12 protein-coding genes, 2 tRNA genes and 2 rRNA genes (1 of these 16 running past the window's edge) are annotated in these 11,991 nt (G+C 65.5%); 10 read left to right on the forward strand and 6 right to left on the reverse strand.

Features of this window, described 5'->3' with window-relative positions:
- The 4 genes from AC58D2_RS00350 to AC58D2_RS00365 form a co-directional block, all read left to right on the forward strand.
- A 23S ribosomal RNA gene (locus AC58D2_RS00350) occupies positions 1-1,318 on the forward strand (it extends 1,474 nt beyond the left edge of the window).
- A complete protein-coding gene (locus AC58D2_RS00355; RefSeq protein WP_497386212.1) occupies positions 1,314-1,439 on the forward strand; it encodes a hypothetical protein in 126 nt (41 codons plus the stop codon). Before AC58D2_RS00350 ends, AC58D2_RS00355 begins: the two co-directional genes overlap by 5 nt.
- Positions 1,432-1,546 (forward strand): 5S ribosomal RNA (gene rrf / locus AC58D2_RS00360). Before AC58D2_RS00355 ends, rrf begins: the two co-directional genes overlap by 8 nt.
- Positions 1,547-1,614: 68 nt before the next feature.
- Positions 1,615-1,691: transfer RNA gene (locus AC58D2_RS00365), tRNA-Met, on the forward strand.
- A 342-nt stretch (positions 1,692-2,033) separates the two neighbouring features.
- Here AC58D2_RS00365 and AC58D2_RS00370 read toward each other — a convergent pair.
- A complete protein-coding gene (locus AC58D2_RS00370) occupies positions 2,034-3,566 on the reverse strand; it encodes a class I adenylate-forming enzyme family protein (protein ID WP_497386214.1) in 1,533 nt (510 codons plus the stop codon).
- A gap of 34 nt (positions 3,567-3,600) precedes the next feature.
- Here AC58D2_RS00370 and AC58D2_RS00375 point away from each other — a divergent pair, with 34 nt between their 5' ends.
- The 4 genes from AC58D2_RS00375 to AC58D2_RS00390 all read left to right on the forward strand — a co-directional run bounded on the left by AC58D2_RS00375 (position 3,601) and on the right by AC58D2_RS00390 (position 7,397).
- Entirely contained in the window at positions 3,601-4,380 is a 780-nt protein-coding gene (locus tag AC58D2_RS00375) for a response regulator transcription factor (RefSeq protein ID WP_497386216.1), read from the forward strand.
- Between the two features lie 67 nt (positions 4,381-4,447).
- Positions 4,448-5,980 (forward strand): acyl-CoA synthetase, encoded by a 1,533-nt coding sequence (locus tag AC58D2_RS00380; protein WP_497386218.1) that lies wholly within the window; start codon positions 4,448-4,450, stop codon positions 5,978-5,980.
- On the forward strand, positions 5,980-6,597 hold the full coding sequence (locus AC58D2_RS00385) for a 2-hydroxychromene-2-carboxylate isomerase (protein ID WP_497386220.1): 618 nt from the start codon (positions 5,980-5,982) through the stop codon (positions 6,595-6,597). Before AC58D2_RS00380 ends, AC58D2_RS00385 begins: the two co-directional genes overlap by 1 nt.
- Positions 6,594-7,397, forward strand: a complete 804-nt coding sequence (locus AC58D2_RS00390) for a crotonase/enoyl-CoA hydratase family protein (RefSeq protein ID WP_497386222.1) — start codon at positions 6,594-6,596, stop codon at positions 7,395-7,397. The genes AC58D2_RS00385 and AC58D2_RS00390 overlap by 4 nt, the downstream gene beginning before the upstream one ends.
- Positions 7,398-7,401: 4 nt before the next feature.
- Here the strand turns inward: AC58D2_RS00390 and AC58D2_RS00395 are convergent, their stop codons facing one another.
- From AC58D2_RS00395 to crcB, 5 genes are read right to left on the reverse strand one after another with little or no spacing between them, the layout of a single operon-like run.
- A complete protein-coding gene (locus AC58D2_RS00395) occupies positions 7,402-8,091 on the reverse strand; it encodes an ATP12 family chaperone protein (protein WP_497387141.1) in 690 nt (229 codons plus the stop codon).
- Positions 8,091-8,324: a hypothetical protein gene (locus AC58D2_RS00400; RefSeq protein WP_497386224.1), complete on the reverse strand. Its 234-nt coding sequence runs from the start codon at positions 8,322-8,324 to the stop codon at positions 8,091-8,093. The genes AC58D2_RS00395 and AC58D2_RS00400 overlap by 1 nt, the downstream gene beginning before the upstream one ends.
- Positions 8,321-8,941, reverse strand: a complete 621-nt coding sequence (locus tag AC58D2_RS00405; protein WP_497386226.1) for an FMN-binding negative transcriptional regulator — start codon at positions 8,939-8,941, stop codon at positions 8,321-8,323. The genes AC58D2_RS00400 and AC58D2_RS00405 overlap by 4 nt, the downstream gene beginning before the upstream one ends.
- Positions 8,941-10,116 (reverse strand): RluA family pseudouridine synthase, encoded by a 1,176-nt coding sequence (locus AC58D2_RS00410; RefSeq protein ID WP_497386228.1) that lies wholly within the window; start codon positions 10,114-10,116, stop codon positions 8,941-8,943. Before AC58D2_RS00410 ends, AC58D2_RS00405 begins: the two co-directional genes overlap by 1 nt.
- Complete coding sequence (gene crcB / locus AC58D2_RS00415; protein ID WP_497386230.1) at positions 10,113-10,490, reverse strand: fluoride efflux transporter CrcB; 378 nt, start codon at positions 10,488-10,490, stop codon at positions 10,113-10,115. Before crcB ends, AC58D2_RS00410 begins: the two co-directional genes overlap by 4 nt.
- A gap of 324 nt (positions 10,491-10,814) precedes the next feature.
- Here crcB and AC58D2_RS00420 point away from each other — a divergent pair, with 324 nt between their 5' ends.
- Together AC58D2_RS00420 and AC58D2_RS00425 are read left to right on the forward strand one after the other, a co-directional pair.
- Positions 10,815-11,855, forward strand: a complete 1,041-nt coding sequence (locus AC58D2_RS00420; RefSeq protein WP_497386232.1) for a winged helix DNA-binding protein — start codon at positions 10,815-10,817, stop codon at positions 11,853-11,855.
- Positions 11,856-11,907: 52 nt separating this feature from the next.
- Positions 11,908-11,983 (forward strand) — tRNA-Val (locus AC58D2_RS00425).
- The last annotated feature ends 8 nt before the right edge of the window (positions 11,984-11,991 follow it).

Here is an 11,991-nt window from a genome sequence, read left to right on the forward strand (position 1 = left end):
TATTGGATTGGTCAGGCTTCGAAGCAGATCCAGGAAATAGCCCCACCGTATAGACCGTACCCTAAACCGACACAGGTGGGATGGTAGAGTATACCAAGGCGCTTGAGAGAAGTCTCCTGAAGGAACTCGGCAAATTGCCTCCGTACCTTCGGAAGAAGGAGGCCCTGCATCTGGGCAACCAGTTGCAGGGGGCACAGGCCAGGGGGTAGCGACTGTTTAGCAAAAACACAGGACTCTGCTAAGTCGGCTTCAAGACGACGTATAGGGTCTGACGCCTGCCCGGTGCCTGAAGGTTAAGTGGAGGGGTGCAAGCTCCGAAACGAAGCCCAGGTAAACGGCGGCCGTAACTATAACGGTCCTAAGGTAGCGAAATTCCTTGTCGGGTAAGTTCCGACCTGCACGAATGGCGTAACGACTTCCCCACTGTCTCCAGGAGATGCTCAGCGAAATTGAATTCTCCGTGAAGATGCGGAGTACCCGCGGTTAGACGGAAAGACCCCGTGCACCTTTACTGCAGCTTCAGAGTGGCATTAGGAAAGAACTGTGTAGCATAGGTGGGAGGCTTTGAAGCATTGGCGCCAGCCGGTGTGGAGCCATAGGTGAAATACCACCCTGTTGTTTTCTGATGTCTAACCTCGATCCATGAAACTGGATCAGGGACCCTCTGTGGCGGGTAGTTTGACTGGGGCGGTCGCCTCCTAAAGAGTAACGGAGGCGCGCGATGGTAGGCTCAGGACGGTTGGAAACCGTCTGCGAGAGTGCAATGGCATAAGCCTGCCTGACTGCGAGACTGACGAGTCGAGCAGAGACGAAAGTCGGTCATAGTGATCCGGTGGTCCCGAGTGGAAGGGCCATCGCTCAACGGATAAAAGGTACGCCGGGGATAACAGGCTGATGATTCCCAAGAGCTCATATCGACGGAATCGTTTGGCACCTCGATGTCGGCTCATCACATCCTGGGGCTGGAGCAGGTCCCAAGGGTTTGGCTGTTCGCCAATTAAAGTGGTACGTGAGCTGGGTTCAGAACGTCGTGAGACAGTTTGGTCCCTATCTGCCGTGGGCGTCGAAATTTGAGAGGAGTTGACCCTAGTACGAGAGGACCGGGTTGAACATACCTCTGGTGTACCTGTCGTGGCGCCAGCCGCGCAGCAGGGTAGCTATGTATGGACGGGATAACCGCTGAAAGCATCTAAGCGGGAAGCCTCCCTCAAGATAAGATTTCACAGAGCCGTGGAAGACCACCACGTTGATAGATCGGATGTAGAAGTGCGGTAACGCATGGAGCTAACCGATACTAATTGCTCTATTCGCGCTTGAAGAGTCCCACCATCAACGACAATCCTGAAGAGGTTGTCCGCGATGTGGATGATATAAACAGCCATATTGCACGGGCATCGATTGAACCCTTTTTGACCTACGCCGGCTTCATTGCTTGGTGACCATGGCGTCAGTGACCCACCCGATCCCATCTCGAACTCGGCCGTGAAACCTGACAGCGCCGATGGTACTGTGGCTTAAGCCCCGGAAGAGTAGGACGTCGCCAGGCATTGCAGCCGGCGTATGGTCGAAGAAACCCATTCACATGTCGGTGGCGCATGCCACCTGCCCAATTGGCGCGGGATGGAGCAGCCCGGTAGCTCGTCAGGCTCATAACCTGAAGGTCGTAGGTTCAAATCCTACTCCCGCAACCAACAAAAAGCCCGCTTTCCCTATGGGATAGCGGGCTTTTTGTTTGTTCTGTGTCTGGCTTTTTGTTCGGCTGAACGTTTGAAATGGAGTGGGGAGCGGCCGATCCTCCCCGCTTGCGGGAGGTGGCAGCGCGAAGCGCTGACGGAGGGGGCTGGCGTCCTTCCGCGGCGCGTCAGGCCGACAACCCCCTCCACCACCGCCTTCGGCGGCGGTCCCCCTCCCCGCAAGCGGGGAGGGTTTCGATGACCACAACCGGTCGCAAGCGGTCATCGGGTCCGGGGCGGTTGCAGATGTCGAGCATGGGAAGAGAAGCGGGCGTCCCCATTCCCGTCAGCAATCGGTCGCTAGCCGGCGTGGGCATCCCTGAGTTCGCGTTTCAGCACCTTGCCGATCGGGCTGCGCGGCAGTTCGTCGACGACGCGGATCGCGCTCAGTCGCTGCGTCTTGCCCACCTTGGCGTTGCAGTCGGCGCGCACGCTCTCGGCGTCCGCACCGTCTTTCAGCACGACGAAGGCGACCGGGGTCTCGCCCCATTCCTCGCTCGGCATGCCGACAACCGCGGCTTCGACAACCCGCTCGTCGGCTATCAATATCGCTTCCAGGTCGCTCGGAAAGATATTGAATCCGCCTGAAATGATCATGTCCTTCGCACGGTCCATCAGGGTCAGGAAGCCGTCCTCGTCGATCCGCCCGATGTCGCCGTGGCGATAGAAGAGATGTCCCTCTGCATCGTGCCAGTGCATCGCCTTCGTCGCATCGGGACGGTTGTTATATCCGGTCATCATCGCGGGCGAGCGGCCGACAACCTCGCCGACCTCACCCTGCGGCAATTCGTTGCCCGCCTCGTCGATCACCTTGGCGATATGGCCCGGCGCGGGCTTGCCGACGGTGTGCAGCTTGTCGGGGAATTGATGCGCCTCCAGGATGAAGGCGGCGCCGCCCTCCGTCATCCCGTATATTTCGACGAGCCCGCCCGGCCAGCGCTTCAGCACATCGGCCTTCAGCGCCGCGGGGAAGGGCGCCGAGGTGCAATATTTCATCACGAAGCTCGACAGGTCGAACCGATCGAAATCCTCGAGCGCCATGATCCGCCGGTACTGCACCGGCACCAGCATGGTGTTGGTCGCGCGTTCGCGCTCGGCCAGTTCCAGAAAGCCGCGCGCGTCGAACTTCTTCATCAGCACGACCTGGCCGCCCGACCCGACCGTGGGCATGAAGCTCGCCATCGTCGTGTTCGAATAGAGCGGGGTCGACAGGATGGTGACCGCCCCCGGACCATAGGCGGGGGCGCCGCGCTGGATGTGCTGCCAGCGCATGGCATGGCTGTGGACGATCCCCTTGGGGGTGCCGGTGGTTCCCGACGAATAGATGATGTTGAAACCGTCCTCGGGCAGTACCGCCACCGGTTCGGGCTTTGCACCGGCCGGCGCCATCCATTCGCCCAGCGCGACCCCGACGCCGCTGCCGTCCATCGCGATGCGCTCGCTGGCCGTGACCGTCTGGCCGTCGAGGCTCGCCGACGCGGCGCTGTCGAGGAACAGGTGGCGCGCACCGGTGTCGGCGATCATCGCCGCCATCTGTTCGCCGGTCGCGCTGTTGGTGATCAGCCCGGCGACCCCGCCGGCGCGCAGCGTCCCCAAAATCGCCGCCATCTGTTCGACGCTGTTGAGTCCCGCGATCGCGGTGCGGTCGCCTTTCGCGAATCCCCCGGCCTGCAGCCGCGCGGCGATTCGGTCGACCATCGCGTCCAGTTCGGACCAAGTCAGCCGCCGGACCGGATCCGCCGCCGCTACGGCATCGGGGCGTTCGCCGGCGTGGGCATGCACCAAATCGGACAAGGTGGCGAAGTCGCCGGCGAGCAGGTCGGAACTGGTCATGGGCATTTCGTTAGCACAGCGGTGCTAGCGTGCAATGCAAGGGGGGCAGCGGGACCGGATCGAGGCGGCAAGTCCGGGGAGCGCGGCGATGGAGGAAAGCGACGGCCACGCCGCAACCGCGCCGCCGCTCGTCGCGATCCACCACCAGAGTCAGGCGCGCGGCTGGAAACTGGCGGCGGCGGTGTCGGCCGCGGGCTTTGGGGTCGTGCTGCTGCCGCCGCCGGCCGAGGCGCTGCCGCGCTGGCACGCGTGCGGCTTCGACCTGCTCGCGATCGACCCGTTCGGCGACGCGGGCGGTGCCGCCCCGCGCGAGCTTGTCCTCCTCGCCCGCGGGCTTGCGGCGCGGCGGCCGCTGATCGTCCTGTCGGACCGCGATGCCTTCACCGACCGCATGCTCGCGCTCGAAGCCGGGGCCGACGATGCGGTGGGGTGGGGACAGGACCCGGCCGAAGTCGTCGCGCGCATCGCCGGGCTCGTGCGCCGCACGCGCCTGGCGCAGGGGCGGCTCGATTGCGACGAGCTGCGGATCGACCTGGTCGACCGGCGGGTCGAGCGCGCCGGGCGGCCGATCGCGATGCCGCTGCGCGAGTTCGACCTGCTCGCCAATCTCGCGCGCGTGCCCGATCGCATCGTTTCGCGCGAGACGCTGCTCCGGGCGGTGTGGCGGATCGACTTCGATCCCGGAACCAACCGCGTCGAGGTGCATATGTCGCGATTGCGGGCGAAGGTCGACCGCGGGTTCGCGCGCCCGATGCTCCATACGGTGAAGGGGCGGGGCTATGCGCTCCGCACGCGCCACGGCAAGCTCGCTTGACCGAAAGTTTCAAGTCGCTACTGATTTCCGGCATAAACAAACCAATCAGCCTTTCGGAGATGATGTCATGCACCCCTCAGTCCACGCGCGCGCCAATCCCGACAAACCCGCGGTCATCGTCGCCGAAACCGGGGAGGCGATCAGCTATGGCGCGATGGACGCCGCCTCGAATCGCGCGGCGCAGATGTTTCGCGCGCATGGCTTGCAGCATGACGATGTCGTCGCCTTCATGCTTGAAAACACGCCGCATTATTACGGCCTGACGTGGGGTGCGCAGCGCGCGGGGCTGCGCTACGTCTGTATTTCGTCGCGGCTGACGCAGGACGAAACCGACTATATTCTCGAAAATTCGGGAGCGAAGATGCTCGTCGTCTCGGCCAGCCTGGCACCCGCCGCCGAGCGGCTCGAGACGCGGATCGAGCGCTTTTCGATGGGCGGGGACATCGGGGGCTGGCCGCGAATCGAGGACGAGCTTGCCCGGATGCCCGCGGACCCCATCGGCGACGAACGCGCGGGGGTCGATATGCTCTACTCGTCGGGGACCACGGGGCGGCCCAAGGGGGTGCGCGTGCCGCTGCCCGAAGAGACGGCGATCGACGCGCCGAACAGCCTCGTCATGCTCGCCGCCGCCGCTTTCGGTATCGGGCCGGACAGCGTGTATCTCTCGCCGGCGCCGCTCTACCACGCCGCGCCCTTGCGCTGGTCGATGACGATCCATCGCCTCGGCGGCACCGTCGTGCTGATGAAAAAATTCGATCCCGAGGGGGCGCTGGCGGCGATCGAAACCTATCGCTGCAACGCGGCGCAGTTCGTGCCGACCCATTTCGTGCGGATGCTCAAGCTGCCGGAGGCGGTGCGCGCGAAATATGACGTATCGTCGATGAAGGGCGCGATCCACGCCGCGGCGCCGTGCCCGATCCCGGTCAAGCAGGCGATGATCGACTGGTGGGGACCGGTGCTGCTAGAATATTATGCGGGTTCCGAAGGCAATGGCATGACCTTCGCGACGAGCGAGGACTGGCTCGCGCACAAGGGCACGGTCGGCCGCGCGATCCACGGCACGGTGCACATCATGGGCCCCGACAACGAGACCGAGCTTGGCGTTGGCGAAGAGGGGGCGGTGTTCTTCGAAAGCGAAAATGTCTTTGAATATCATGACGATCCGGAAAAGACGGCATCGAGCCGCAATAGCCGGGGCTGGTCGACCCTGGGCGATGTGGGCAAAGTTGATGAAGATGGCTTCCTCTACCTTACCGACCGCAAGAGCTTCATGATCATCTCGGGCGGCGTGAACATCTATCCGCAGGAAATCGAAAACCACCTCGTCACCCACCCCAAGGTCGCCGACGTCGCGGTGGTCGGCGGCCCGCACGAGGAAATGGGCGAGGAAGTCATTGCGGTGATCCAGCCTGCCGACATGGCCGATGCCACCGATGCCTTCCGCGACGAAATCACCGCTTTCGCGCGCGAAAAGCTGTCGGGCGTGAAAGTGCCGCGCCGCATCGACTTTATGGACGCGCTGCCGCGCCACGACACGGGCAAGCTCTACAAAAGGCTGCTGCGCGACCAATATTGGGAGAAGGCGAAGGAAAAGGCGTGATGACCGACCGCGTCGAATTCTTCTTCGATTTATCGAGTCCCTGGACCTGCCTTGCCTTCCACAACCTGCCCGCCGTGCTCGAGCGGACGGGTGCGCGTGCGCGCTATCGGCCGATCCTCGTCGGCGGCGTGTTCAATGCGGTCAATCCCGCCGTCTATGCGGCGCGCGAGCAGACCGACAACCGCAAGCTCGCGCATAGCTGGAAGGTGCTGAAAGACTGGGCGGAGCTTGCGGGCGTGCCCATGAATTTCCCGTCGCGTTGGCATCCCGCGAAGAGCGTCGCGGCGATGCGCTTCTGCACGGCGCTCGAGGACGACCAGCCCGCCCTCGTCCGCTTTGCCCGTGCCGCCTTTGCCAGCTATTTCGGCGCAGAGGACAACCTCGATGATCCCGCGGTGTTGATCGCGGTGGCGGATGGCGAAGGCCTCGACGGCGGTGCGATCGCCGGGGCGGCGGTGAGCGATGCGGTGAAGGCGCGGCTCCGCGCGAACACCGAGGAAGTCGTCGCGCGCGGCGGCTATGGATCGCCGACGATCTTCGTCGATCGCGACGACATGTATTTCGGCAACGATCAGCTCCCGCTCGTCGAGGCCGCACTGAAAAGGACTCCCCGATGAAGGACCGCATTTCGATTACCATGCTGGAGGGCGGAATCGCCGACGTCCGGCTGATCCGCGCCGACAAGATGAACGCGCTCGACGCCGCGATGTGGGAGGCGCTGGCGCAGGCGGTCGACGAGCTGAAGCGGGCCCAGGGCCTGCGCGTCGTGGTGCTGTCGGGCGAAGGGCGCGCCTTTTGCGCGGGACTCGACCTTTCGAGCCTAGGCTCCGAGCGCGAGCCGGGCGCGAGCAGCGCCGGCGGAGGCCTGTCCGACCGGACCCGGGGAATCGCCAACAACGCCCAATATGCTGCGTGGGGCTGGCGCGAGCTGCCGGTGCCGGTGATCGCCGCAGTGCACGGCGTCGCATTCGGCGCGGGCAGCCAGATCATGGCCGCCGCCGACATCCGCATCGTCCACCCCGATACGCGCATCGCGATCATGGAAATGCGCTGGGGCCTCGTCCCCGACGTTGCGGGCATGGCGCTGTGGCGGACGCAGGTCGCCGACGATGTGCTGCGCGAGATGATCTATACCAATCGCGAATTCACCGGGTCGGAGGCAAAGATATTGGGCTTTGCGACGCATGTCGCCGACGACCCGCTGGCGAAGGCGATGGAGCTTGCCGCGGTGATCGCCGACAAGAATCCGCACGCGGTCCGCGGCGCCAAGCGGCTCTGCAACATGCTGGCCGACGCGAGCGATGCCGAAATGTTGCAGGCCGAAAGCGACGAGCAGGTGAAGGTCATCCGCACCCCCAACCAGATGGAGGCGGTGATGGCGCATATGCAGAAGCGCAAGCCGGACTTTGCCGATTGACCGTTTAGAGCAATTCCAAAAACCGCGCCGCATTGTGCCAGTCGGCCTCGCGGCGTGCGCGCATGGCCTGGGCTTCGCCGTCGGCGCCCCAGCGGCGCTCCTGATACAGCTCGTCGAGACTGACCGCCTGCCATAGGGTGTCGGCATCATATGCGCCTTCGCTCAGCGCCAGCCCGGCGACGAGCGAGCCGCCGATCGTCACCAGCGGCGCCAGCGCGGCGAGGCGGAACGGGTCGAGCGCCAGCACCGCGCCTTTCAGCGTCGCGATCGTCGCGTCCGGCTGGTCGACCGGGAGCACCCCCTGCGTGAGCGCGAACTCGATGCCGTGACGTCCCTCGGCCCAGGCGAGCAGCGGGTTCCACATTGCCGCCTGTTCGGCCTGCAACGCGCTGTCCCGATCGTCGCGATAGCAAAGAAGGTCGCTGGCGGCATAGGCCGCGATCGGCGCGGCGAACGCCGCCGGATCGGGGGTCGCAAGGTCGATCGCGGCGTTGGCGACGCCGGTGAGCGGCATGGCCGCGGGGTCGATGGTGTCGCCCTGCGCCCGCCATTCGTCGGCCATCGCTCGCGCCAGCGTCTCGGCTGGAACGAGGAGAGGCGCGCGCGCCGGGGTTCGCACGGGGCGACCGTCGAGCGCGATGCCCCAGCCACCGCTTTGCGCGACGGTTTCCGCCGTTTTCCAGAAGCGTTTCATCACGCGCCGGGCGACCGCCAGCGGCGCGCGAGGATCTTGGGCATGACCGCAAAGTCGAACAGGCCGATCAGAACGATCAGAGTGCCGATCCAGCGGTCGGCGGGCTGCCCCGCGAGCGCCCAGCCGCCGCGGATCAGTACGAAGCCGGCGAGCACGAAGATCGCGCCGGTGATGCGGATGGCGTTCAGGGCGAAGAAACGCTTCTTGGCGAGGGCGTCGGCAGCGTCGGTCATGCCCTCTCCCTATCGCCGCCAAGATGACGCATCAACTGCGCGAGCGCGCCATGGCCGGTGGCGTCGAGACCCACCGCGACGCGCTCCCGCTCGTCGGCACTCTTGTTCTGCGACAGCTTGAGCGTCGGGCGCCACGCAGCGATCCGCATTTCGAATCCGGTGATGGCGCCGGTCATCCGGCCGAACAGCGCGGGGTTCATCTTGTCGCGCGTCCACGGCGGCGCCGCGCCGATGCGCGCCTCGTGGTGCGTCGACAGCGCATCGAGAAGATCGACCAGTGCCCCATCGTCGAGCTTGCGCACGATGCCTTCCATTTCGACCGCGACATAGTTCCAGGTCGGGACCTGGTCGGCGGCGGCGTACCAGCCCGCGCTGACATAGGCATCGGGGCCCTGCACGACTGCAAGCGCCGTCATGCCGTCGAGGTGCCGGGTCAGCGCATTGCCGCGCGCGAGATGGAAGCGCAGCATCGCGCCGTCCTCGCTCAGCAGCACCGGCGTATGCGCGACGCGCGCGCCGTCGGGCGTCGCCGCGAAAATTGCGGCAAAGCCGATTTCGCGCACCAGCAGCGCGGGCAGTTCGTCCTGCTGCGGCCGGAACGCGGCATTGGGGTGCATCAGCGCGGCTTTCGCGGCGCAGGCTTCGACGGCTTGCGCGCGCCCGGCTTGGCAGGCCCGCGCTTCGCCGCGGGTCTGCCGGGGGGCTTTGCCTTTGCGTCGGCGCGCCCGCGCCGTTCGCCGCGCCGTGCCTTGCGCACCTGCTTGGCGTGGGCCTTGGCCTTTGCCTTCTGCGCCGACTTTAGCGAAGGGCGCGCTTCGTCTTCGGCCAGCACGTCGCCGAGGATCGGATCGAAGCCGAGTGCATCGAGGCTTGCGGCGAAATGGTCGGGCAGCGGTGCCGACACGTCGAGCGCGCCGCCGTCGGGGTGATCGATGCGCAGGCGGCGGCTGTGCAGGTGCAATTTCCGGCTGATCGTTCCGGTCAGGAAGGCGTCCTTGCCGCCATATTTTCCGTCGCCGACGATCGGGTGGCCGATCGCCGCCATATGCACGCGCAGCTGGTGCGTGCGTCCGGTGAGCGGTTGCAGCTCGACCCACGCCGCCTTGTTCCCCGCGCGCTCGATGATCCGGTAGCGCGATTTCGAGGGCAGGCCCTTTTCGTCGACGTGCATCTTTTCGCCGCCCGAGCCCGGCTGCTTGGCGAGCGGCAGATCGATCTCGCCCTGCGCGATGTCGGGCACGCCGACCACGATCGCCCAATAGGTTTTACGGGCGCTGCGGTTCGAAAAGGCCTTGGCGAACCAGGCCGCGGCGCGCGGGGTACGCGCGACGAGCAGCGCGCCCGAGGTGTCCTTGTCGAGCCGGTGGACGAGCTTCGGGCGCACCGGCGCGTCGTCCTGAAGCGCGCCGAGCAGGCCGTCGACATGGCTGTCGGTCTTGGTGCCGCCCTGCGTCGCGAGACCCGGCGGCTTGTCGAGCACCAGCGCGCTTGCGTCGCGGTGGATCACCATCGACTCGGCAAGCGCCATGTCGGCGGGCGACAGGGGCTTTTCCTTGCGCGGGCGCGGGCCGCTCGGCGCAGCGGGGGGCACGGGCATCGCGATGCGCTGGCCGGCCTCGATGCGGTCCGAGACGTCGGCCTTTTTCCCGTCGAGGGTCAGTTCGCCCGAGCGCGCCCAACGGGCGATGAGTGCGTGCGGCGTTCCGGGCCGGTGCCGCTTGAACCAGCGATCCAGCCGGATGCCGTCATCGTCCATGGCAACGACCGCCGTATCGCGCGTGTCGCCGCTCATGCCGGCAGCTGCCGCATTGCGAGCATGCCGAGACCGCAGGCAAGGATGCCGACGATCACCGACGACAGGACATAGGCCAGGGCTTGCCCCATCGCGCCGCGCTCGAACAGCATCCAGAATTCGAGGCTGAACGACGAAAAAGTGGTGAAGCCGCCGAGCACACCAACCGCCAGGAACAGCCGCGTTGCTTCGCTGCCTCCGCTGCGCGCAAGCCAGCCGACGAGCACCCCCATCGCGAGGCTGCCGGCGATATTCGCGGTGAGCGTCCACCAGGGAAAGCCGGGGCCGAGCCGCGCGAGCAAGACCTGGCCGAGCAAATGACGGCATCCGGCGCCGATCGCGCCGCCGAGCATGACGGGAAAGAGGGTGTTCATGGCGCCCGCCCTAGCCCGAAACGGCGGCGACGCAAAGCATCGCCGCTGTCCGGTGCGGAACTCTGTCGCACCCGTGTCGCACCGAGTGCCAAGGGCCGGCCGCCACGTGCTTGTCAGAGCCTGTCGCGCTTTGAAGAGCTAATGCGGGGTTGACGATGAGAACAAATCATGTCCAAAATGGAGGAACTTCTTGCCGCCTGCCAGCCTGGATAGCCAGCAAAGGAGGCATTGATCCGAACTGACGGCAAAGAGGAACGAACATGAGGTGAATCACGCCGATATGACGGGATAGCTGCACCGGCATGGAGGAAATGGGGGAGCGCCATGAATTATTATCGATACGAAGCCGCAGGAAGGGCGGACGCCGAGGGGTTCGGACCGTCGACATCGGGCTGGGTGGAGCCCGAAACTGATATGTCTGCGGGTAACGATGCCGCCCCTTCAGGCCTGCCGCTAGTCATCGTCGGGGGCGAGGCTCCCGAGCGTTCGCATTTCGTCGGCGTACGACGCGTCGGCCCGATTGCGCCCCTTGCCGCGGCGGAGCATCTGCGGGGCATGGCGCGACCGGGAATCCTGTGGTTGCGCCACGCAGAGCGATTGGAGCGGGCGGTCCTGGTCGAGCTTGGCGACGCGATGGCCGAGCGCGACTGCGGATTTATGTGCGAAACGACCGTTGCCGACCTCGACCGGATCCTCCCGATCATCCCGTCGTCGGTGCGCAGCGAATGGCTGGTCGACCCCGAGCCGGTCGATCGCGAAATCGCGGTCGCGGCGCTGCGGCATGGCCGGCAGATGGAGGTGAACGACGTCGCGCGTGACGAAGCGATGGAGCGAATCGATCGCCTGCAGGAAGAGGTGGCGCGCATTTCGCGCCTCCTGGGCGATCTGGCCGGTCCGCGCGGATTGCCTGGGACCCCTATCGATTATGGCGCGCGCGCCGATCGCGCCGCCGATTTTCCCGAACAGCTTCGTTCGGCGTCACGGGACTTTGCGGCGATGCCGCGCAGTTTCGAGCCACAGGAACGCGCGGCCGATCGGGAGCGGGCCAAGGCGGTGCGGCGGATTTTGCGGCATCGAAGAATGCGCGAGCAATATTTTCCTGCCGACCTGTTCGCCGATCCGTCGTGGGACATGCTGCTCGATCTTTATGCCGCCCGCCTCGAGCGCCAGCCCGTATCGGTGTCGAGCCTGTGCATTGCCGCCGCCGTTCCGGCGACAACGGCGCTGCGCTGGATCAAGACGATGACCGAGGCGGGACTGTTCGTTCGCGAATCCGATCCAAACGACGGACGGCGAATTTTCATTGCGCTGACCCAGCCGACGTTTGAATCGATGGGCCGCTATTTCGAGGCCCTGGACGAATAGGCCCCGCTTGCCATGCGCGGCGAGCTGTGGCAGGGGCGCGCATCCCGATGAGGGGCGCTTAGCTCAGTTGGTAGAGCATCTCGTTTACACCGAGAGGGTCGGCGGTTCGAGCCCGTCAGCGCCCACCACCGTCGAT

The sequence above is a fragment of the Sphingopyxis sp. CR5 genome, from assembly GCF_059693785.1.